Source organism: Streptomyces sp. ICC4, from assembly GCF_003287915.1.
Taxonomy (GTDB): Bacteria; Actinomycetota; Actinomycetes; order Streptomycetales; family Streptomycetaceae; genus Streptomyces; species Streptomyces tritrimontium.
In genome coordinates this window covers 757,697-779,463 of sequence record NZ_CP030286.1, presented here as the reverse complement: position 1 = coordinate 779,463, position 21,767 = coordinate 757,697, and the positions used below count along the sequence as shown (strand labels likewise).

The window sequence follows — 21,767 nt, the reverse complement described above, 5'->3', positions numbered from 1 at the left end:
TCACGGCTCTCGCAGCCGGGTCCCGTCAGAGCCCGCTCCCGGCAGGGCCGGCCTGCGTCAGAGCCAGGTGCCGAACTTGCGGATGTACACGGTCTTCAGCAGCTGCGTGAGCGTGCAGTACGCGAGCAGCACGCCGATCAGCCACGGGAAGTAGCTCGCGGGCAGGGGTACGAAGCCCAGCGAGGCGGCCAGCGGCGAGAAGGGCAGGAAGAGCCCGGTCAGCACCGCGAGGACGGTCATCACCATCACCGGCCAGGACGCGCGGGACTGGATGAAGGGGATCTTGCGGGTACGGATCATGTGGACGACCAGGGTCTGCGAAAGCAGGCCCTCGATGAACCAGCCGGACTGGAAGAGCGCCGCGTGCGCCTCGGTGTTGGCGGCGAACACGTTCCACATGATGACGAACATCGCGATGTCGAAGATCGAGCTGATGGGGCCGATGCAGAGCATGAAGCGGCCGATGCCCTTGGCGTCCCAGTTGCGGGGCTTGCGCAGGTACTCCTCGTCCATCCGGTCCCACGGCGTGGCCAGCTGGGCGATGTCGTAGACCAGGTTCTGGACCAGCAGCATGATCGCGAGCATCGGCTGGAAGGGGATGAAGGCGCTCGCCACCAGGACCGAGAAGACGTTGCCGAAGTTCGAGCTGGCCGTCATCTTGATGTACTTGATGGTGTTGCCGAAGGTGGTCCGGCCCTGGATCACTCCCTGCTCCAGGACGGTCAGGTCCTTCTCCAGCAGGATGATGTCGGCGGACTCCTTGGCGATGTCGACCGCGGTGTCCACGGAGATGCCGACGTCCGCGTCGCGCAGCGCGGCCGCGTCGTTGATGCCGTCCCCGAGGAAGCCGACCGTGTGGCCGTCGGCCTGCAGCGCCCGGACGATCCGGGCCTTCTGGACCGGGTTGACCTTGGCGAAGACCGTCGTACGGGCGGCCAGTTCGCGCAGCGCCACGTCGTCGAGGGCGTCGATCTCGGTGCCGCCGACCACGTGGCCGACGGTGAGGCCGACATCGGCGCAGACCCGGGCGGCGACGAGCTCGTTGTCGCCGGTCACCACCTTCACGGCGATGCCCTTGTCCGCGAGGCCCTGCAGGGCCCGGGCGGCGTCGGCCTTCGGCGGGTCGAGGAAGGCGAGGAAGCCGACCAGGGTGAGCTGGTCCTCGTCGGCGACCGTGTAGGTGTCGCGCGGGGCGGCGATCGTGCGGGTGGCGACGGCGAGGACGCGCAGGCCCCGGCGGTTGTTGTCTTCCGCGATGCGGGTGGCGCGGCGGCGCAGCTGCTCGGTGAGCTCGACCTTCCGGCCGCGGTCCGTCATGTGGGTGCACAGGGCGAGGACTTCCTCGACCGCACCCTTGGTGATCATGACGTGCTCGGAGCGGCCGGGGCCGCCGACGATGTTGTTGCGGCTCAGGACCACGGACATCCGGCGCCGGGCGAAGTCGAAGGGGATCTCGTCGACCATCGAGAACCGGGCATCGACGACAACCTCCTCGGCCTCGTCCACGCGGTTGATGACCGCCTGGTCCATCAGGTTCTTCAGACCGGTCTGGAAGTGCGAGTTGAGGTAGCCGTACTCCAGGACCTCGTTGTCGTCGTTGCCGTGCACGTCCAGGTAGCGGTCCAGGACGATCCGGTCCTCGGTGAGGGTGCCGGTCTTGTCCGTGCAGAGCACGTCCATGGCGCCCAGGTTCTGGATCGCGTTGAGCCGCTTGACGACGACCTTGCGCCGGGACATGGCGACGGCGCCGCGCGCCAGGTTCGCGGAGACCACCATCGGCAGCATCTCGGGGGTCAGGCCGACCGCCACGGCGATGCCGAGGAGGAAGGCGGCCTCCCAGTCGCCCTTGGTGAAGCCGTTGATCATGAAGACGACGGGGACCATCACCAGCATGAAGCGGATCAGCAGGAAGCTGACCTTGCGCACACCGGTGTCGAAATTGGTCTCCGGACGCTCGCCGACCAGGGATCCGGCCATCGAGCCGAAGTAGGTGTCGGAGCCCGTGGCGACGACGACCCCGGTGGCGGTCCCGGAGGTCACCGAGGTGCCCATCAGGCAGATGTTGTCGGCCTCGACGGGGTCGGTGGTCTCGAACTGGCCGAGGTCGTCCGCGCGGGTGTCGGCCTTGGCGACGGGCAGGGACTCGCCGGACAGCGCGGCCTGGCTGACCATCAGGTCCTTGGAGGTGATCAGCCGCAGGTCGGCCGGGATCAGGTCGCCGGCGGCCAGTTTGACCACGTCACCGGGGACCACCCGGTCCATCGGGATCTCGAAGGTGGTGGCGCCCGAGCCGCTGCCGGCCCTGCGCTGCACCGCGCAGGTGGTGGTGACGAGCTTCTTCAGGGCGTCGGCGGCCCGGCCCGAGCGGTACTCCTGCCAGAAGCGCAGCACTCCGCTGATCCCGACCATCACCGAGAGGATGATGACGCCCGGGTCGGCCGGGTCCTGCCAGTACATGACGGCGGCCAGGAAGACCAGGACCCCGATGAAGGGGTTCCAGTACGCCTTCGCCAGCTGGAACCACCAGCGCGGGGCGCGCTCCCGCGCGACGGTGTTCGAGCCGTGCCGCTCCAGGCGCAGGGCGGCCTCGGTGTGGGTGAGGCCGTTGCGGGTCGCGGCCAGTTCCTGCAGGACCTGGGGTCCGGTGGCGGCGCTGGAGCGGGCGAGCCGTTCGCCGGCCGCACGGGTACGGGCCTCCAGTTCGGCGGCCTTGCGCTCGCGGCGGGCCTTGCCCGGCGGTGCGAGCTTCGCGGGGGTGCGAGGGGTGAGCATGGTCATGACGAAAACCTCCCTCCACGGTGTCCGGGCAGCGCGAAGCCGAGCGGTCACGTGGAGTGATCATGGGTCGGCGCGGGGTGGCACGTACGGCCACGGGGTACGCCGGTGGGCATGGGGAGTCCCCCGGACGAAGCCCGGAGGCGCATGCCGGACGGAAGCGTCAGGGCATGCGGAAGGGGTCACGAAGATGAATGCAGAAACGCACGGGGGCGACATCGGGCCGCGGCCGTGCACACTCGAAGAGAGGGCGGACGCTCAGAAGAGGTCGGGAGAGGTCAGCCGCAGAGAGCGCTGCAAGGACTTCGATCGGGACTCATCCCGAACACCTCCTTGCGTAGCGCTGTCATGACAGAGGGCGCCCGATCCGGCCGCGAAAGCCTGTGGAAGGCCGGGAAGATCGGCGCCTCGGCGACCGTAGCACGATCCGGATGGAGGTTTCTCTCATACTTATGACCGGTAGTGGCTGATTCGTACTGCGTCGGCCTCTTGACGTCTTGAGGCGTAAAGGCTCGACTTAAGGTTCACAAGTTGGAGAGACGCCGGGGTCTCGGAGCACGCAGCCGCGACGGCCCCGGCCGGGGGGCGACGGCTGGCCGTCGCTTATGGGCAGGAGTGGATGAGTCGTGCAGACTCCCGGATCGCAGTCTTCACTGCATCGCGCGAATCTGGAGCGCGTCGTACGGGCGGTGCGGCTCGCGGGTTCGCTGACCCAGGCGGAGATCGCCCGGAGCACCGGGCTGTCGGCGGCCACGGTCTCCAACATCGTGCGCGAGCTCAAGGAGGCCGGGACCGTCGAGGTCACGGACACCTCGGCCGGCGGCCGGCGGGCGCGCAGCGTCTCGCTCAGCGGTGACGCGGGCATCGTCATCGGCGTCGACTTCGGCCACACCCATCTGAGGGTGGCCGTCGGCAACCTGGCCCACCAGGTGCTGGCCGAGGAGGCCGAGCCGCTGGATGTGGACGCCTCCTGGGTGGAGGGCTTCGACCGGGCGGAATCCCTGGTCGGACGGCTGATCGCGGGCATCGGGGTCGGCCGCGACAAGGTCATCGGTGTCGGGCTCGGCGTACCGGGCCCCATCGACGTGGAGTCCGGAACCCTCGGATCCACCGCGATCCTGCCGGGCTGGGCCGGGATCAACCCGCGCCAGGAGCTCTCGCGGCGCCTGGGCGTGCCCGTGTACGTGGACAACGACGCGAACCTCGGGGCGCTCGGGGAACTGGTGTGGGGGAGCGGCAGGGGAGTCAAAGACCTCGCCTACATCAAGGTGGCCAGCGGCGTCGGCGCCGGGCTGGTCATCAACGGTCAGATCTACCGGGGGCCGGGGGGCACCGCCGGGGAGATCGGGCACATCACGCTGGACGAATCGGGCCCCGTCTGCCGCTGCGGCAACCGCGGCTGCCTGGAGACCTTCGCCGCCGCCCGGTACGTGCTGCCGCTCCTGCAGAGCAGCCACGGACCGGAGTTGACGATGGAGCGGGTCGTGGAGCTGGCCCGGGAGGGCGACCCCGGCTGCCGCCGGGTCATCACCGACGTGGGCCGCCACATCGGCAGCGGAGTGGCCAGCCTGTGCAACCTCCTGAACCCGAGCCGGGTGGTCCTGGGCGGCTCGCTGGCCGATGCCGGCGAGCTGGTGCTGGCGCCCATCCGCGAGTCCGTGGGGAGGTACGCGATCCCCAGCGCGGCCCGGCAGTTGTCGGTCCTCACCGGGTCGCTGGGCGGGCGCGCGGAGGTACTGGGAGCACTGGCCCTCGTACTCAGCGAGATGGGCGATTCGACGCTTTTGGCGGAAAATAGTAGTGGGGTGCGAGCTCCAGCCCTCTTGTCTTCAGTTAGATAACGGATGGCACCGTTGTCATCTCGTTAAGGATTCACTCCTTGACGACAAACTTGCGGCCGGGGTTGACTCACATCCACCTCGGCCGCAGCGTTGCGGCCTCGTCAGGGAGGTTCAAGTAATGAACACGCGTATGCGCAGAGCCGCCGTAGCCGTCGCCGCCAGCGCCATGGCCGTTTCGCTCGCCGCTTGCGGCAGTGCGAAGGAGTCCGGCGACAAGAAGGACTCCACCGCCACCGTCAAGGGCAACGCGATCAAGGTCGGCCTGCTCCTGCCGGAGAACCAGACCGCGCGCTACGAGAAGTTCGACAAGCCGCTCATCGAGAAGGCCGTCGCCGATCTCACCGCCGGCAAGGGCACCGTGGTCTACGCCAACGCCAAGCAGGACGCGACCACGCAGAACTCCCAGGTCGACACGATGATCACCAACAAGGTGAACGTCCTGATCATCGACGCGGTCGACTCCAAGGCCATCGCGGGCTCGGTCAAGAAGGCGAAGGAGGCCGGCATCCCGGTCGTCGCCTACGACCGCCTGGCGGAGGGCCCGATCGACGCCTACACCTCCTTCGACAACGAAGAGGTCGGCAAGGTCCAGGGCAAGGCGCTGCTGGAGGCCCTGGGCGACAAGGCCAAGGACGGCCAGATCGTCATGATGAACGGGTCCGTCACCGACCCGAACGCCGCGCTGTTCAAGAAGGGCGCGCACTCCGTCCTCGACGGCAAGGTGAACATCGGCAAGGAGTACGACACCGTCGAGTGGAAGCCGGAGAACGCCAACACCAACATGGCGGCCGCGCTTTCCGCGCTCGGCAAGGAGAAGGTCATCGGCGTCTACTCCGCCAATGACGGCATGGCCGGTGGCATCATCACGGCCCTCAAGGCGGCCGGCGTGCCCACCCTGCCCCCGGTCACGGGCCAGGACGCCGAACTCGCCGGTGTGCAGCGGATCGTGGCGGGCGAGCAGTTCATGAGCGTCTACAAGCCGTACGCCCCCGAGGCCGAGGCCGCCGCGAAGATGGCCGTCGCCCTCGCCAAGGGCGACTCGATCGCCACCGTCGCCACCGGCAAGGTCGACAGCCCCACCGCCAAGGGCGTTCCGTCCCTGCTGATCCCGGTCGTCTCGCTGACCAAGGCGAACGTCAAGGACACCGTCATCCGGGACAACGTCTACACGGCCGACGAGATCTGCACCGACAAGTACGCGGCCGCCTGCGCCACCCTCGGCCTGAAGTAAGGCCCCGCCGCTCGGTCCGCCGAGCCGGCCCCCATTCCTGTCCGGCGTTCCCGCCTCCACAATCCCGCCACTGGCGGGGCGCCGGACAGAAACGATTCTTCCCCCCCCCAGTTCCCCCGTGGTCCTGCTCTTTTGCACGACATCCCCGCCGGTCAGGCGGCAAGGAGATGGTTCATGTGTCCGCTGCGCCCGTACTGGCGTTGCGAGGGGTCTCGAAGCGGTTCGGCGCCGTTCAGGCCCTCACCGACGTAGAACTCGAGATCCACTCCGGCGAGGTGGTCGCCCTCGTCGGCGACAACGGCGCCGGTAAGTCCACGCTGGTCAAGACGATCGCCGGCGTGCACCCCATCGATGACGGCGTCATCGAGTGGGAGGGCCGCCCGGTCTCGATCACCAAGCCCCACGACGCCCAGAACCTGGGCATTGCGACGGTCTACCAGGACCTCGCGCTGTGCGACAACATCGATGTCGTCGGCAACCTCTTCCTGGGCCGCGAGCTCAAGCGGCGCGGCATCCTCGACGAGGTGGAGATGGAGCGGCGCGCCCGCGAGCTCCTGACCACCCTGTCCATCCGGATCCCCAGCGTCCGCATCCCGATCGCCTCGCTCTCCGGCGGCCAGCGCCAGACCGTGGCGATCGCCCGCTCCATGCTGGGCGAGCCGCAGCTCGTGATCCTCGACGAGCCCACCGCCGCCCTCGGCGTCGAGCAGACCGCACAGGTCCTCGACCTGGTCGAGCGGCTGCGCGAGCGCGGCCACGCCGTCATCCTCATCAGCCACAACATGGCCGATGTGAAGGCCGTGGCCGACAAGGTCGCCGTCCTGCGGCTGGGCCGCAACAACGGAGTCTTCTCCGTGAAGGACACGTCGCAGGAAGAGATCATCTCCGCCATCACCGGGGCCACGGACAACGCCGTGACCCGCCGGGCGGCCCGCACCGGGGAGGCCCGCAAGTGAGCACCCAGCACATAGACCCCGTCAACCCGGCCGCCGCGCACGACGCCATCCCGGCCGTGGACCCGCGACTGCTCGTCCGCGAGCAGGGCTTCGCCGGGTACGTGCACGAGTTCGGGCGCAAGCTCAAGGCCGGCGACCTGGGCTCCGTGCCCGTCGTCCTCGGCCTGATCATCATCTGGAGCATCTTCCAGGGCCTGAACTCGAACTTCCTCGGCCCCGAGAACCTCACCAACATCGCGATCACGATGACGGCCACCGGCATGATGGCGGTCGGCATCATCTTCGTCCTGCTGCTCGGCGAGATCGACCTCTCGGTCGGCTCGGTCAGCGGCGTCTCGGGCGCGATCGTCGCGGTCCTCTCGGTCACCAACGGCGTCAACGAATGGCTGGCCATCCTCGCGGCGGTCACCGGAGGCGCCCTGATCGGCTCCCTCCACGGCTTCTTCTTCGCCAAGATCGGCGCCCCGGCCTTCGCCGTCACCCTGTCGGGCCTGCTCTTCTGGTCCGGCGCCATGCTGCAGATCCTCGGCAGCAACGGCACGATCAACCTCGACTCCGAGGGCGTGGTCGGGCACCTGACGACGTACTTCTTCTCGGACGTGGTCGTCGGCTACGGGCTCGCCGGACTCGCGGTGGCGGGGTACTTCGCCGCCACGTTCTTCGACGCGCGCCGCCGCGAGGCCGCGGGCGTCCCCTCCCGGCCGGTCGGCGAGATCGTGCTGCGCACCGGGCTCCTCGCGGTGTTCACCTTCGGTCCCGCCGTCGTGTTCAACCAGTACAAGGGCCTGCCGCTCGCGGTGGTGCTCTTCCTGCTGGCCCTGGTCGGCACGGACTTCGTGCTGCGGCGCACCACCTTCGGCCGCCAGATCTTCGCGCTCGGCGGCAGCGTCGAGGCCTCCCGGCGCGCGGGCATCAACGTCAACCGGGTCCGGATCACGGTCTTCGCGGTCGCCGGCACCTTCGCGGCGATCGGCGGCCTCTTCTGGGCCTCCAAGATCGCGGCGGCCAACCAGAGCGCCGGCGCCGGCGACCTGCTGATGAACGTGATCGCGGCGGCCGTCATCGGCGGCACCAGCCTCTTCGGCGGCCGCGGCCGGACCTGGAACGCCCTCCTCGGCGTCATGGTCATCACCTCCATCCAGTACGGTCTGGCCCTGGAGGGAATCGCCACGCCGATCCAGTACATGATCACCGGTGCGGTACTGCTCGCCACCGTGGTGATCGACTCGATCACCCGCAAGACGCAGAAGACGGCCGGACGGGCCTGAACCGAGCGTTCTGCGAGTGACCAGGCGGTAAGAACCGTCACAGTGCCCGGTGCCACTACGTGTGGTGCCGGGCACCTATGCGTAGCCGTTTACGTACACCTGTACGGGTATACGCCCGTTCGGTGGGTGTGACTTCGCGCGGCTGTGTACAGGTATGACAAAGGTGTGACCCGACCGGTACCGCCCGATGATGCCCGCCGTGAGCGGAACATTAGACTCGACAGACCAGCAAGCAACTGCAAGGAGGCACGGGTGCTGCTGACCCGCATCAAGGGACCGCGCGATCTGGACCGGCTCAGCCAGGAGGAGCTCGACCAGCTCGCCGCCGAGATCAGGTCCTTCCTCGTCGACGCCGTGTCCAAGACAGGCGGGCACCTCGGCCCCAACCTCGGTGTGGTCGAGCTGACGATCGCCCTGCACCGGGTCTTCGACTCGCCCAAGGACAAGGTCCTCTTCGACACCGGCCACCAGGCCTACGTCCACAAGCTGCTCACCGGCCGCCAGGACTTCGGGAACCTGCGCTCGAAGGGCGGCCTCTCGGGCTACCCCTCGCGCGCCGAGTCCGACCACGACGTGATCGAGAACTCGCACGCCTCCACCGTGCTGGGCTGGGCCGACGGCATCGCCAAGGCCAACGAGGTGCTCGGCCGCGAGGACCACCACGTCGCCGCGGTCATCGGTGACGGCGCCCTGACCGGCGGAATGGCCTGGGAGGCGCTGAACAACATCGCCGCCGCCAAGGACCGCCCCCTGGTCATCGTCGTCAACGACAACGAGCGCTCCTACGGCCCGACCATCGGCGGCCTCGCCAACCACCTGGCCACCCTGCGCACCACGGACGGCTACGAGCGCTTCCTGGCCCGCGGCAAGGACCTGCTGGAGCGGACCCCGGTCGTCGGGAAGCCGCTCTACGAGACCCTGCACGGAGCCAAGAAGGGCCTCAAGGACTTCATCGCCCCGCAGGGCATGTTCGAGGACCTGGGCCTGAAGTACATCGGGCCGATCGACGGCCACGACATCGAGGCCCTGGAATCGGCCCTGCAGCGCGCCAAGCGCTTCAGCGGACCGGTCATCGTCCACTGCCTCACCCAGAAGGGCCGCGGCTACGAGCCGGCCGTCCAGGACGAGGCGGACCGCTTCCACGCGGTCGGCGTCATCCACCCGGACACCGGCCTGCCCGTCAGCACCGACGCCGCCAGCTGGACCTCCGTCTTCGCCGACGAGATGGTCAAGCTCGGCAAGGAGCGCAAGGACATCGTCGCCATCACCGCGGCCATGCTCCAGCCCGTCGGCCTGAAGAAGTTCGCGGACGCCTACCCGGACCGGATCTTCGACGTCGGCATCGCCGAGCAGCACGGCGCCACCTCGGCGGCGGGCCTGGCGACCGGCGGCGCCCACCCGGTCTTCGCGGTGTACGCGACCTTCCTCAACCGCGCCTTCGACCAGGTCCTGATGGACGTGGCCCTGCACAAGTGCGGAGTCACCTTCGTCCTGGACCGCGCCGGCGTCACCGGCACCGACGGCGCCTCCCACAACGGCATGTGGGACATGTCCATCCTCCAGGTCGTCCCCGGCCTGCGCCTGGCCGCCCCGCGCGACGCGGAGCAGCTGCGGGCCCAGCTGAACGAGGCCGTCCTGGTGAAGGACGCGCCGACCGTGGTGCGCTTCTCCAAGGGCGTCGTCGGCCCGGCCGTCCCGGCCGTCGGCAAGATCGGCGGGATGGACGTGCTGCGCCGTCCGGCCGAGGAGGTCACCCGTCCGGACGTACTGCTCGTCTCGGTCGGCGCACTCGCCCCGATGTGCCTGGAGATCGCCGACCTCCTCGACAAGCAGGGCATCTCCACGACCGTGGTCGACCCCCGCTGGGTCAAGCCGGTGGACGAGGCCCTGGCCCCGCTCGCCGACCGCCACCGCGTGGTCGTCACCGTCGAGGACAACAGCCGCGCCGGCGGTGTGGGCTCCGCCGTCGCGCAGGCACTGCGGGACGCGGGAGTTGACGTGCCGCTGCGCGACTTCGGCATCCCGTCGCGGTTCCTGGACCACGCCACGCGCAAGGAGGTCATGGCCGAGATCGGTCTGACCGCTCCGGACATCGCGCGGCAGGTCACCGGCCTGGTGGCCAAGCTGGACGGGCGCTACGAGAGCGAGCAGGCCGCCGTCGTCGACTGACGGCTTCCGGTCAGCGCCGACGGCGGCTGATCATCTGCGGTTGCACGCCACGGGCCGGAAGGTTCACCCTTGAAAGGTGGGCCTTCCGGCCCGTCTCGTTTCGATGCGGGCTCTCCTGGGAGGTGCGTCGGTGAGTACGAATCTGAACAGCCCCTTCCGTACCAAATCCGTCGAACAGTCCATCCTCGACACCGAAGAGCCGGAACACGCGCTCAAGAAATCCCTGTCCGCCTGGGACCTGACCGTCTTCGGCGTCGGCGTCATCATCGGCACCGGCATCTTCGTCCTCACGGGCAAGGTCGCCAAGGAGACCGCCGGACCCGCCACCGCCCTCGCGTTCGTCGCCGCCGGAATCGTCTGCGCGCTCGCCGCCCTGTGCTACGCCGAGTTCGCCTCGACGGTGCCGGTGGCCGGGTCGGCGTACACCTTCTCCTACGCCTCGATCGGCGAGCTGCCGGCCTGGATCATCGGCTGGGACCTGGTCCTGGAGTTCGCGCTCGGCACCGCCGTCGTCGCGGTCGGCTGGTCGGGCTACGTGCGCTCGCTCATGGACAACGCGGGCATCCACCTGCCGGCCTCGCTCCAGGGGCCCGACGTGCAGGGCGGCACCTTCGACGTGCTCGCCTTCGTCCTGGTCCTGGTCCTCACCGCGATCCTCGTCGTCGGGGTGAAGCTCTCCGCGCGGATCACCGGGGTCGTCGTCGCGATCAAGGTCACGGTGGTCCTCATCGTGATCATCGCGGGTCTGTTCTTCATCACGAAGTCCAACTACGACCCGTTCATCCCGCCGGCCAAGCCCCAGGAGGGCGGCTCCGGGTTCGACGCCCCGCTCGTCCAGCTGATCTTCGGCTACGAGCCCACCAACTTCGGCATCATGGGCATCTTCACCGCCGCCTCCGTCGTCTTCTTCGCCTTCATCGGCTTCGACGTGGTGGCCACCGCGGCCGAGGAGACCAAGCTGCCGCAGAAGGACATGCCGCGCGGCATCCTCGGCTCACTGATCATCTGCACCGTGCTCTACGTGGCGGTCTCGATCGTGGTGACCGGCATGCAGAACTACAAGGACCTCTCCACCAGCGCCCCGCTGGCCGACGCCTTCAAATCCGCCGGCCACCCGGTCTTCGGCGGCATCATCAGCTTCGGCGCGGCCGTCGGCCTGACCACCGTCTGCATGATCCTGCTGCTGGGCCAGACCAGGGTGTTCTTCGCCATGAGCCGCGACGGACTGCTGCCGCGCTTCTTCTCGCGGACCCACCCGAAGTTCCGCACGCCCTACCGGCCGACGATCCTGCTCGGCGTGATCATCGCGATCGTCGCCGGATTCACCAGCATCAACGAACTGGCGACCCTGGTGAACATCGGCACGCTCTTCGCCTTCGTCGTCGTGGCGCTCGGCGTGATCGTCCTGCGCCGCACCCGCCCCGACCTGCACCGGGCCTTCCGCACCCCGTGGGTGCCGTTCGTTCCCATCGTGTCGATCGCCGCGTCGGTCTGGCTGATGCTCAACCTGCCGGCCGAGACCTGGCTGCGCTTCGGGATCTGGATGGTCATCGGCTTCGTCGTCTACTTCCTCTACGGGAAGTCGCACAGCCGGCTGGGACGGGGCGAGGGCATGACCGCGAACCCGGCGCGCGAGGGCCGCTGAGCGTCTCCTACGGTGGCGGCATGGACATCTCCGTGCGCCTCGAACCCTGGGCGGAAGACGACTTCTGGCTCCTGCTCCGCAAGAACGAGCCGGTCATGACCGCACACCTCGGCGGTCCCGAGAGCGAGGCCAAGCTCCGGGACCGCCACCGGCGCTACCTCGCGCTGAGCGCCCGGGAGCCGGGGGCCGGGCGGATGTTCCGGGTCGTCGCCGACGGCGAGAGCGTGGGCAGCATCGGCTTCTGGGAGCGGGTCTGGAACGAGGAGGAGGTCTACGAGGCCGGCTGGGCCGTCCTCCCCGAATTCCAGGGCCGGGGCCTCGCGGCGGCGGCCGCCCGCGCGCTCGTCGTCCACGCCGGGGCCCACGGCACCCGCCGGCACCTGCACGCCTTCCCGGGCGTCGACCACCCCGCCTCCGCCGCGGTCTGCCGGGCGGCGGGCTTCGAACTCCGCGGCGAGGTCCGGTTCGAGTACCCGCCGGGGACCTGGCACATGAGCGGCGACTGGCGCGCGGTGCTCGGGGGCGGCGGACACGGCGGAGCCTCGTAGCAGCGGGGCCGGTCGCGGAGCCGCCGGGGCTCCGCGACCGGCCCCGGGAGCCGGAGTCGCCGAGTTGCCGTCAGCCGCCGGTGGCCGGGGACTTCTTGGCTGCGGCCGGGACCGGCCGGTCCGTGCGCAGGGCCTCCCACAACTGGCCGGCCTGCGGCTCGGCGACGACGACGCGGTTGCGGTCCACCTTGTCGTAGGCGACCGGCAGCATGATCGTCTCCAGGGTGTCGGGATCCACGCCCTTCATGCTCTGAGCGAAGTCCGACAGACCCTTGAGGGAGCCGAGTTCGGAGTCGGTGGTGAGCGCCTTGGTGCCGGCGTCGGCGAGCTTGTAGAGACGGGTCGGGTTGCCGAGGGCGTCCTGCTGCTTGATCTCGGACAGCATCGCCATCATGAACTGCTGCTGCAGGCCTATGCGTCCCAGGTCGCTGCCGTCGCCGTAGCCGTAGCGGGTACGGACGAACTTGAGCGACTCGGTGCCGTCGAGGCGGTGCGTGCCCGCGTCGAGCTTCAGGCCGCCCTTCCCGCCGTCGATGGGCTTGTCGAGGGTGACGGTCACTCCGCCGAGCGCGTCCACCAGACCCTTGAAGCCGGCGAAGTCCACCTCCACCAGGTGGTCGACGCGGATGCCCGACATCTGCTCCACGGCCTTGACGGTGCAGGCCGGGCCGGCGATGGAGTAGACGGAGTTGAACATGACGCGGTTGGCGGTCGAGACCGTCTTGCCTTCGCGGTCCTTGCACTCGGGACGGGTGACGAGGGTGTCGCGCGGGATGCTCACCGCGGTCGCCTTCGTTCGTCCCTCGGGTATGTGCATGAGCATCGCGGTGTCCGAGCGGGCGCCGCTGACGTCACCGTGGTCGAGGTCGCCGTTGGCGCCGGCGCGCGAGTCGGAGCCGAGGACGAGGACGTTCTGCCCGCTGGCGGGAACCTTCGCCGGGCGGTTGTCGACACCGATCGCTTGGTCCAGGTCGACGCTGTCGATGTTGCCGTTGAGGTGGCTATACGCCCACCAGCCGGTGCCGCCGGCCGCGAGGACGAGGGCCGTCAGTGCCAACAGCACGATCCGCAGGACGCGCCTGCCACGCCTCGGCCGGCGCCGGGACGAAGGGGAGGGGGCCGGGGACTGGTCGGTCATGGGGGCAGCGTCCTTCTGTTATTGATGGGGTGCATCATAAGACATACTTTCTACTGGCTGAATTTCTTGGGGTGAATCGCTCCCCGCTCGCACGGCGGACAGCAATCGTCGAAAGGGTGGAAACCGGTTTGAATCGAGGCAAGGGTGGTAGCCGAGCCGCTTACCCCGCTCGCGGGACCACGGATTCCGGCACCGGTGGATCGGGCCCCCTGAGATCGTCGCCCCCTTCCGGGAACTGGTTGTTCAAGGGAGTCGACGGCCGCCTGACGGCCTACGCCTGCGGACCGCGCGGCCTGCTGCGCTGGACCGAGGCCCCCGCTCCCTTCGCCGGCTGGACGGGCCCCGAGGCCTTCGAAGTTCCCGGCTGGACCGGCCCCTTGGCCATGGCGCAGAGCCGTGAGGGGTACGTGCACTTCGTGGCCGTGACGCAGGCGCCGGACGGCTCGGGCGCCACGGAGATCTCCGTGGCCACCCAGTTCCAGTCCGGCCGCGGCATCACCGACTGGCACCGCCTCGGGACTCCCGCCGTATCCGGTGGCCCCGCCGGCGACAGCCTGGCCGGCCCGCCGCGCATCGTCGTCAACCAGCGCTCCGGTTCCACGCACGTCATCGTCTCCCTGCGGCACGGTGGCATCCTGCGCCGCAGCCGCAACGAGGCGGGCGTGTGGGGTGGCTGGAAACAGCTGGCCCCGCAGCCGTACGAGGGGCACGTGATCCCGCTGATGCCCGCAGGCGGCCAGCTGGAGCTGCTCGCCCTGGGGCCGGCCGGTGCCGACCGCTGGGCGGGCATCGGCCAGGGCCGGTTCCAGCTCGCCGACCGAATCTCCTCGCCCGTCGTCCCGGGCAGCTCGGCCGTCTGCGAGACGGGCCCGCGCAGGGTGACGTACTTCTGGCGCTACCCGGGTGACGGCTCCCTGGTCGCCTGGCGGGCGGCCCAGCCCGGAGTCCAGGGAGGCCTGATGGGCCTCGGCGGCGCCGGAGGCCGGGGCATCCCGGGTGTGGTCCGGGCCGTCATCGGCGGCTACGACTGCACGGTGATCGCGCAGTCCGCTGCGGACGGCGGCATCGAACTCACCGCCTACGTCACCGAGAACGAGAGCTACGGCACCTGGTGGGCCTCCCTCGCAGGCCGTGGCGCCGAGGCACCCCAGGTGGCCGTCGACCCGGCCGGCCGCATCGTCGTGGCCGCCTTCGACGAGGACGGCGCACTGGTCGTCGCCCGCCAGGACACCACCCAGGAGGGCCTGGCGTTCGGCCCCTGGCACACCCCGGCCTGAGCCCCGCGGCCGGGCCACCGGACCGGGTCCGGCGGCGCCCCGGGGTGGTGGGGGCAGGAGGGCAGGGGGTCAGGAACGGCCCGGCAGCGGTGTGCGCTGGGCGACCTCGACACTGAGACCGCCGGACCGCGTGTAGTGGGGAGCGGCAACGAGCTCCAGCCCCGGGGCACCGGGCGCGGGCGCGATCCGTACCGGCATCCGGGCCGTCGTATCGACATCGGCGGAGCGGCGGGAGCCGAGCCGCACCTCCTGCGTCACGCCCTCGAAGCCGACCGCGAGGAAGAGGTCCCAGACGCCCGGCGCGAGAGGTCGGCCCGCAGAGGTCTGCGCCAGGTCGACCCGGGCCGAGAAGCGCCCCATCGCCCGGGAGTTGCCCTTGGCGTTGGCCAGGGTTTCGTCGCGGCGGCCCGTCACGGAGAAGACTTCCTCCCGCGCGCCGGAACGCTCGCGCAGTACCACCCGGGTGGTGCGGTCCTTCGTCGACAGCTGCTCGAAGAAGCCGAAGCCGTCCAGCAGCATGACCGGCCCGTCCCAGCGGACCTTCTGCAACTGGTGGCTGACCGTCATGTCACCGGTGATGTCGAACAGTTCGTCCGGCAGACCCACTTGCGGGTCGCGGAAGAACGGCAGCGTCGTGAACACCCGTCCGTTCTCCACCGTCTTGCGGACGGGCGGGCGGTCCCTGTCCGCTTCGAAGGCGGCCATGGCCCGTGCCTCGGCGAAGCGGCCCTGTTCGAGCAGCGCGAAACGCACCGCCACCATGCGCGTCACAAGTGCGAGCGCCCCGGGTGAGACCTGGGTGCGCAGCACCTCGGCGGCGGCCCACAGCGTCTGGTCACGCTCCGTCGGATCCATGTCCGACAACAGCGCGGAAGCGGTCGCCTTGCCAAGCTCCACTTCCAGGTGCCGCGCGTGGAGCCGGTCCCGGCGCGGTCCCTGCTCCAGCTGCGAGCCGACCAGCGCGAGCATCCTCGATACCAGGGTGACCCGGTCCGGCAGGGTCGCCTCGGCCGGCGCCGAGGGACCCTTGACCACGCAGGTCGCGTCGCCGACGACCGAGACGTTGTCCGCCCCGATGAAAGCGGAGGCGGTGAACACCTGGTCGTCGCCTATCGGCATGTCGGTGGGGAAGACCAGCCCGCGGCGCTGAAGCAGGCTGGTGCGGAACAGCTTGTCCGGGGTCAGCGACCAGTAGACGCGTGAGGAGTGCACGTCGGCGTAGGCCTGGTTCTTGCGGAACATCGAGGTGGCGACCTTGTGCCGGCCCGAGCTCTCCAGCTTTCCGAGTACCACGTCGGCCTCGTACGCGTCGGCCGCCGCCACCATCCGCTCCAGAGCGTCGGGAGCCAGCCGGTCCGTGGCCTCCAGGAAGATGACGTACCGTCCCCGGACCTGGCTCAGCGCCCAGTTCCGGGCCGCCGCCGGGCTCAGCCCGCGCGATACCTGGCCCATTCGCACGAACACCGGGTACTGGTGCGCCGCGCGGGCCAGGACGCTCCCGCTCTCGTCCGTGGATCCGTCGTCGACGGCGATGATCTCCAGCCGGTCCGTGCCGATCGACTGCCCGAGGACCGAGGCCAGGCAGGTTTCGAGTGCGGCGGCCCGGTCACGGACGCGGATCGCGACCGTCACGTCCTTGACGCCGGTGGCGCGCACGACGTCTGTGTTCATGATCTCGTGATCCTCGTTCAGTTCAGCTGGGACCGGTCGGTGCGGGGCCACGCCATCTCACCGCTGAGTTCCGGCCGCTGCCAGGGGCGCGGGGCGCTGTTGGCGGGGTGTTCCGGGAATGCGCCGGGAGTGTGTTCCAGGGAGCCCACGAAGACGTTCACATGAGAGGTCAGCTCCCCGCCCCCAGGGGTGGCCACCGTGTACTCGAAGCGGTCGTAGCCGACCGTGCCCGCGGCGGGCGAGTAGGTGACCGATCCGTCGTACGACAGCTGTGCGTCCCCGCCCCGCGGCTGCGTCACCGAGAGGGCGTTGCTCCCCCGCGGGGCCGCCGACAGCACGTTGACCGTACCCGGGCGGCCCGGCCCGGTGGTGATCCGCAGGCCCCGGGCGACGGGCCGGCGCACCGGCAGCGGCTCGGCGTCGAGGCGGCCCGTGCGCAGGAGCTTGCGGCCCGACGCGTCCGGGATCCCCACGGACATCTGGCACCGGATGACCTGCGCCGCGGACGGGTCCTTGACGCGCAGGTGCAGGACGCCCGTACTGGTCTCGTCCTCATCGGTCCGGACCCGGAACCAGCGCTGTCGGGGGAAGTATTCGAGCCCCTGCGTGCCGATGATCTCGCCGGAGTCGGCCAGCGGTTCCTCCAGTAGGTACGCGCAGCCCCGGGACACGCCCCGGTCGGCGGCCACGGACAGGGCGAACTGGACGGTCTCGCCCGGAGTTGCCCCGAACCGGGGGTCGGCCGAGCTGTACAGGGCCGCGTAGACGGCGCCCTGGGCCGGGTCCTCGCCGGTGGCCCGGCCGCGGCGGAGGAGGTTCACGTGCGGGACTCCTTGACGGCCGGGGTCCCGGACATCCGGGACTCGGTGCGGTGCGCGTACGTCTCCTCGTCCAGCCAGCCCAGTTCCCCGTACGAGAACCGGCCGCGTTCGAGGCCGTGGACCCAGTGGGCCGGGACGACGCCTTGTTCGGTCAGTGCGCGGGCGACGAAGCGGGCGCACTCGATCGCGCCCTCGGCCCGCAGGTGCAGGTCGTCCGCGTCCTGGACCTCGTCGAGCAGGGGTTCACCCGGCCGCCTGTGTGCGAAGGCGCCCTTGGAACCCTCCGGCCCGAGCTCCTCCCACCACTGCAGGCTCTGGCCGTACAGGTCGATGAAGGGGACGTGCTCGTCCTCGGCCAGCAGCCGGGCCGCCAACGGGTAGTCGCCCAGGAAGCGGGCGGCGTTGCCGTGCGCGTCGAGACGGCGCCGCTCGTACGGCAACAGGATCACGGGATGGGCCTGCCGCTCGCGCGCACCGTGCACGTAGGCGGCCAGTTCTTCCTGGAAGGTGGAGAACGGCTTCGTGTGCAGATCCGGGTCGGTCTTCGCGTCGATCGGGCCGAAGCCGAACAGGAGGTAGTCGCCCGGCTCCAGGTCGTCCAGGATCGACTGGAGGCGCCCGCTCCCGCGGAAGCTCTTCGAGCTCGCGCGTGCGTGCGCGCAGTCGACGACCTCGACCGCGGCGGTGAGGAACAGGGGCAGTGCCTGGGCCCAGCCCGCCATCGGCATGTGGTGGTAAGGCCGCGTCACGGTCTGGGAGTCGCCGGCCACGAAGATCCTCCGCGGCCGGCCCTGCTGCTGTACGGGTGCGTCCGTCACGCCTAGACCTCCTCGTCCCCCGTGGTCTGGATCAGCACGGACGCCAGCGCCGCCTCGAACGCGGAACGCTGCGCCGCGTTCGTGGTCGGGTCCTGCTTGCGTACGTCGATGACGTGGCCGGTCATCTCCGACAGCAGGACGTCCAGGGAGGTCAGGGCCACCGCCTCGGAGGTCAGCAGGGAGTCCGTGGGTTCTTGTCCGAAGGCCTTGGTCCGCATCGGGGTGGCCGTGCGCTCCGGGTTCACGCAGTTGACGCGGACGTGGTCCTCGGCCCATTCGTCGGCGAGGGCCTGGGTCAGGTTGACCATGGCGGCCTTGGTCGACGAGTACAGGCTGTACTTGGCACGGCCGCGAGTGTAGCTGCTGGAGGTGAACAGCAGCAGCTGGCCCTCGGTCTCGCTCAGGTACTTGTACGCGGTCCGCGCGATGTTCACGGGGGCGAGGTAGTTGACCTCGAGCGCCTCGCGGATCGTCTCGTTGTCGGTCTCGTCGAGGCGCCCGACGCGCAGCACGCCGGCGGTGTTGACGACGAAGTCGATACGGCCGGTCTCGGCGTAGGCCCCGGCCATCGCGTCCTCGATGTGGTCGAGGTTCTCCACGTGGGTGCCGGTCGTGGAGCGGCCCAGGGCGAAGACGCGGGCCCCGAAACCCTCGGCGATGCGCGCGATGTCGGCACCGATGCCGTACGAGCCGCCGAACACGACCATGGTCTTGCCGGACAGCTGCTCGCGGTAGGCGGCCTCCCCGGCCTGCGCGGGCGCGGCGTGGGAGGCCAGCTGGAAGAGCTTGTCGGCGATGAAGACGTCGACCGGCTGGGTGACCTTCATGTTGTACTCGTCGCCCGTGACCAGGTGGACCGGGACGTCGGGCAGGTACTTGACCACCACGGAGCAGTCGTCGGTCGCGTGGAAATACGGGTCCGAGGCGGCCTGCTCGTACGCCGCCCGGATGGTGGAGAGCCGGAAGCCCTGCGGGGTCTGGCCGCGGCGCAGCCGGGAGCGGTCGGGTACCTCGGTGATGAACTCGCCGTCGTCGCCGTGGGTCCGGGTCACGATGACGGTGTCGGAGGACGGGATGGCGACGTCGACGGCCTGGTAGCGCTCCAGGGACTCGACGCACTCCCGGACCACGCGCTGCGAGAGCAGCGGGCGCACCGCGTCGTGGAAGAGGAGGTTGCAGTCCCCCCCTTCGCCCAGTCCCTCGGCGGCGGCGCGGATGGCGATGCGAGTGGTCTCGCTGCGGGTGGCACCGCCGGCCAGTACCCGGGTCACCTTGCTCAGCCCGGCCCGCTCGACGATGCGCTTCGCGTCCTCCACGTAGTCGGGCGTCATGAGGAGGATGATCTCGTCCACGTCCGGCGCCGTCTCGAAGATGTGCATGGTGTGCTCAAGGATCGACTTTCCGGCGATCTTGAGCAACTGCTTCGGTATTTCGAGCCCGATGCGCTGGCCAGTACCCCCGGCGAGAACGACGGCGATGGTATGGCGGGGGGTGGGGCTGGACGACACGGTCGCCTTCTTCCTGAGCTGAACGGGCCATGGCAGTGGCAGTTGAGACTGTCGGGCGGAGTGCGGAGCCGCCGGTTACGCGAGGTGGTGCGCCTCGTCGGGCTCTTCGATGGGGAAGTCGAGGAGCCCGCGCCGGTAGAGGTTGCTCGCGGCGGCGTCGAAGCGGACGATCGAGGGCGGGTACTCCTCGCCCAGGAGGTACTCCTTGAGCTGCTCCCGGTAGGGCGCCATGAAGTCCTCGGCCGGCTTCAGCATCGCCTCGATGGCCTGGGTCAGGCCGTTGCAGTCGGCGTCCAGGAGGTACGAGGCGTACGCGGTGCGCTGCTCGTTGCGGAACTCCTGGTCGGGCAGACCTTCGAGGTTGAAGATCGCGTACGGCTTCAGGGTGGCGATGAAGTCGGACACGACGCTCGACATGTCGCCGATGAGCAGGTCGGAATGGTTGAAGCAGTCGTACAGGGCCGGGATCCGCTCGGTCACCGCGTGGTGCGCGGCTTCGGGCATCGCGCTCCAGTACAGCACTCCGGCCTGGTTGCGGCTCCGCCGGATGCGGGCGGTCCGCTCCTCTTCGGTGAGGTCCGGGTACTTGGAGCGGACACCGCGCTCGGAGAGGTCCGCGATGCGCTGGTCGATCCGGGCCAGCTTCTTGGCCGCGGCCTTGGAGTCGGTGACCTTGCGGCCGAAGCGCCGGGCGTTGTCCTCTTCGAGGAGGGCGATGATGCGCCGGTGCGCGGCGGCGGCCTCGGCGGAACGCGAGCCGGTGAGCGGGTGCGGCTTGTAGATGATCCGGATGTCGAGCTCGTGGTCGAGCAGGGCCTGGATCAGCTTCTCGCCCGCCGGGATGACCGAGGTGTAGCAGGCGTCGTCGGTCCAGCCCTCCCAGGTGGGGGCGTAGATGACGGTGGGCGCGGGGTTCGCGGCCCTGCCGGTCCAGCGCTGCAGGGGCATCAGCTGGGGGCGGCCGACCTCGACGATCTGGTTGTGCGTGACGGCGTGCTTGATGCGCTCGTAGCGGTCGCGGCCGGCGCGGCCGGCCACCCAGATCTCGTCGAAGACCTTGCTGACGCGGTTGCTGCTGGCGAGCTTGTCGCTGTCGCCGTGGCCGATGAAGACGTGCTTGACCTCGGCCCGCTGGAGCATGTGCACGTTCTTGCCCGCGTTGCCGGGGTAGAGGGCCACACGCAGTTCGTTCATCTCGATGCGCGCGAGATTGTCCGCCTTCGGGACGCAGATCACCGGTACGGACGTGGCGTCGAGGTAGCGCAGGGTCGCCCGCTCGCGCAGCACGATGATGGGCCGCAGCTCCAGCGACTCCAGCGACTCCAGCCACATGTTGACCTGGTACATGAAGTCTTTGGAGATGGCGGCGAAGGTGAAGTAGAGAGCGACCTGCGGGCGGTATTCGGCCAGCTGGAGGTTGAGTTCGTCGAGGGCCTCGTCGGCTGTGGGCAGCTTGAGCGCGTTGCGCGCGTCGGGCAGCAGCACCAGCAGGGAGAGGTAGGCGAGGAAGACGGTGGCGATCATGCCGTACGTGACGAAGCGCCAGTTGTCGGTCGTGATGGTGGCGAGGGCGCCACCCACCAGCGGTATGTCCAGGTGCAGGGTCTTGCGTACGTGCTTGTCCACCAGGAACGGGTGTGGCATACGGCGGATGCCGAGTGCCTCCAGGTCCAGTCCGCGGGTGGTGAAGGGCAGCTCGTTGCGCTGTTTGCGCACGTGTTTGAGGAGCGCGCCGTACGCGAGCTGGAGCACGAAGAGGAGGAGCAGGCCGATGGTCGTCATCTGCGCCACGAACGACTTGATGTCGGCGATGGCCCCGCACAGGCCCAGCAGCAGGAACTGGCGTATGAGGAAGCGCATGGTCAGGCCGAAGCGCGAGTCGCGCAGCCGGACCAGGGTCGTCGAATCGGTGTTGTGGAGCAGCAGGTCGGCCAGGTAGCTGATGGCTGCGCAGTAGGCGAACAGCGTGACGGACGGCAGTGCGACGGCCACCATCATTCCGAGGAAGCTGAGGATGAGCCCAGAGGTGATCAGTACGCCCATGGCGGCGCGCAGTCTGTTCGAGCCCATCGTTGGGAGCCTCTCCCATGGAGGTATAAGG

15 protein-coding genes are annotated in these 21,767 nt (G+C 69.5%); 8 read left to right on the top strand and 7 right to left on the bottom strand.

The window, feature by feature from the left end:
• Positions 1-57 precede the first annotated feature (57 nt).
• On the bottom strand, positions 58-2,778 hold the full coding sequence (mgtA, locus tag DRB89_RS03600; RefSeq protein WP_112447336.1) for a magnesium-translocating P-type ATPase: 2,721 nt from the start codon (positions 2,776-2,778) through the stop codon (positions 58-60).
• A 623-nt stretch (positions 2,779-3,401) separates the two neighbouring features.
• Between mgtA and DRB89_RS03595 the strand changes: the two genes are divergently transcribed.
• The 7 genes from DRB89_RS03595 (at position 3,402) to DRB89_RS03565 (ending at position 12,433) form a co-directional block, all read left to right on the top strand.
• Complete coding sequence (locus DRB89_RS03595) at positions 3,402-4,616, top strand: ROK family transcriptional regulator (RefSeq protein WP_112447334.1); 1,215 nt, start codon at positions 3,402-3,404, stop codon at positions 4,614-4,616.
• Positions 4,617-4,734: 118 nt separating this feature from the next.
• On the top strand, positions 4,735-5,847 hold the full coding sequence (locus DRB89_RS03590; RefSeq protein WP_204357651.1) for a substrate-binding domain-containing protein: 1,113 nt from the start codon (positions 4,735-4,737) through the stop codon (positions 5,845-5,847).
• A 167-nt stretch (positions 5,848-6,014) separates the two neighbouring features.
• Entirely contained in the window at positions 6,015-6,803 is a 789-nt protein-coding gene (locus DRB89_RS03585; RefSeq protein WP_112447331.1) for an ATP-binding cassette domain-containing protein, read from the top strand.
• A complete protein-coding gene (locus DRB89_RS03580; RefSeq protein ID WP_112447329.1) occupies positions 6,800-8,071 on the top strand; it encodes a sugar ABC transporter permease in 1,272 nt (423 codons plus the stop codon). The genes DRB89_RS03585 and DRB89_RS03580 overlap by 4 nt, the downstream gene beginning before the upstream one ends.
• Positions 8,072-8,323: 252 nt before the next feature.
• Complete coding sequence (gene dxs, locus DRB89_RS03575) at positions 8,324-10,240, top strand: 1-deoxy-D-xylulose-5-phosphate synthase (protein ID WP_112447328.1); 1,917 nt, start codon at positions 8,324-8,326, stop codon at positions 10,238-10,240.
• Positions 10,241-10,370: 130 nt separating this feature from the next.
• A complete protein-coding gene (locus tag DRB89_RS03570; protein WP_239515997.1) occupies positions 10,371-11,885 on the top strand; it encodes an amino acid permease in 1,515 nt (504 codons plus the stop codon).
• Positions 11,886-11,905: 20 nt separating this feature from the next.
• Positions 11,906-12,433 carry a GNAT family N-acetyltransferase gene (locus DRB89_RS03565; RefSeq protein WP_112447325.1) on the top strand — a complete coding sequence of 176 codons (528 nt, stop codon included), beginning with the start codon at positions 11,906-11,908 and terminating at the stop codon, positions 12,431-12,433.
• Positions 12,434-12,503: 70 nt separating this feature from the next.
• Here DRB89_RS03565 and DRB89_RS03560 read toward each other — a convergent pair whose 3' ends face one another.
• Entirely contained in the window at positions 12,504-13,571 is a 1,068-nt protein-coding gene (locus DRB89_RS03560) for an LCP family protein (RefSeq protein WP_112447323.1), read from the bottom strand.
• Positions 13,572-13,810: 239 nt separating this feature from the next.
• Here DRB89_RS03560 and DRB89_RS03555 point away from each other — a divergent pair, with 239 nt between their 5' ends.
• Positions 13,811-14,848 (top strand): hypothetical protein, encoded by a 1,038-nt coding sequence (locus tag DRB89_RS03555; RefSeq protein WP_112447321.1) that lies wholly within the window; start codon positions 13,811-13,813, stop codon positions 14,846-14,848.
• Between the two features lie 69 nt (positions 14,849-14,917).
• Here the strand turns inward: DRB89_RS03555 and DRB89_RS03550 are convergent, their stop codons facing one another.
• From DRB89_RS03550 to DRB89_RS03530, 5 genes are all read right to left on the bottom strand, one after another.
• Positions 14,918-16,519, bottom strand: a complete 1,602-nt coding sequence (locus DRB89_RS03550) for a glycosyltransferase family 2 protein (RefSeq protein WP_162688456.1) — start codon at positions 16,517-16,519, stop codon at positions 14,918-14,920.
• Between the two features lie 17 nt (positions 16,520-16,536).
• Positions 16,537-17,340 carry an Ig-like domain-containing protein gene (locus DRB89_RS03545; RefSeq protein ID WP_112447318.1) on the bottom strand — a complete coding sequence of 268 codons (804 nt, stop codon included), beginning with the start codon at positions 17,338-17,340 and terminating at the stop codon, positions 16,537-16,539.
• On the bottom strand, positions 17,337-18,158 hold the full coding sequence (locus DRB89_RS03540) for a rhamnogalacturonan acetylesterase (RefSeq protein WP_112447316.1): 822 nt from the start codon (positions 18,156-18,158) through the stop codon (positions 17,337-17,339). Before DRB89_RS03540 ends, DRB89_RS03545 begins: the two co-directional genes overlap by 4 nt.
• A 2-nt stretch (positions 18,159-18,160) precedes the next feature.
• Positions 18,161-19,666, bottom strand: a complete 1,506-nt coding sequence (locus DRB89_RS03535; protein WP_112447314.1) for a bifunctional cytidylyltransferase/SDR family oxidoreductase — start codon at positions 19,664-19,666, stop codon at positions 18,161-18,163.
• A 75-nt stretch (positions 19,667-19,741) separates the two neighbouring features.
• Positions 19,742-21,736: a hypothetical protein gene (locus DRB89_RS03530; RefSeq protein ID WP_112447313.1), complete on the bottom strand. Its 1,995-nt coding sequence runs from the start codon at positions 21,734-21,736 to the stop codon at positions 19,742-19,744.
• Positions 21,737-21,767 lie beyond the last annotated feature (31 nt).

Excerpts from the sequence above, each read along its gene's own strand:
- mgtA (WP_112447336.1), bottom strand. The coding sequence starts at position 2,778 with ATGACCATGCTCACCCCTCGCACCCCCGCGAAGCTCGCACCGCCGGGC.
- DRB89_RS03590 (WP_204357651.1), top strand. The coding sequence starts at position 4,735 with ATGAACACGCGTATGCGCAGAGCCGCCGTAGCCGTCGCCGCCAGCGCC.
- DRB89_RS03585 (WP_112447331.1), top strand. The coding sequence starts at position 6,015 with ATGGTTCATGTGTCCGCTGCGCCCGTACTGGCGTTGCGAGGGGTCTCG.
- DRB89_RS03565 (WP_112447325.1), top strand. The coding sequence starts at position 11,906 with ATGGACATCTCCGTGCGCCTCGAACCCTGGGCGGAAGACGACTTCTGG.
- DRB89_RS03560 (WP_112447323.1), bottom strand. The coding sequence starts at position 13,571 with ATGACCGACCAGTCCCCGGCCCCCTCCCCTTCGTCCCGGCGCCGGCCG.
- DRB89_RS03550 (WP_162688456.1), bottom strand. The coding sequence starts at position 16,519 with ATGAACACAGACGTCGTGCGCGCCACCGGCGTCAAGGACGTGACGGTC.
- DRB89_RS03530 (WP_112447313.1), bottom strand. The coding sequence starts at position 21,736 with ATGGGCTCGAACAGACTGCGCGCCGCCATGGGCGTACTGATCACCTCT.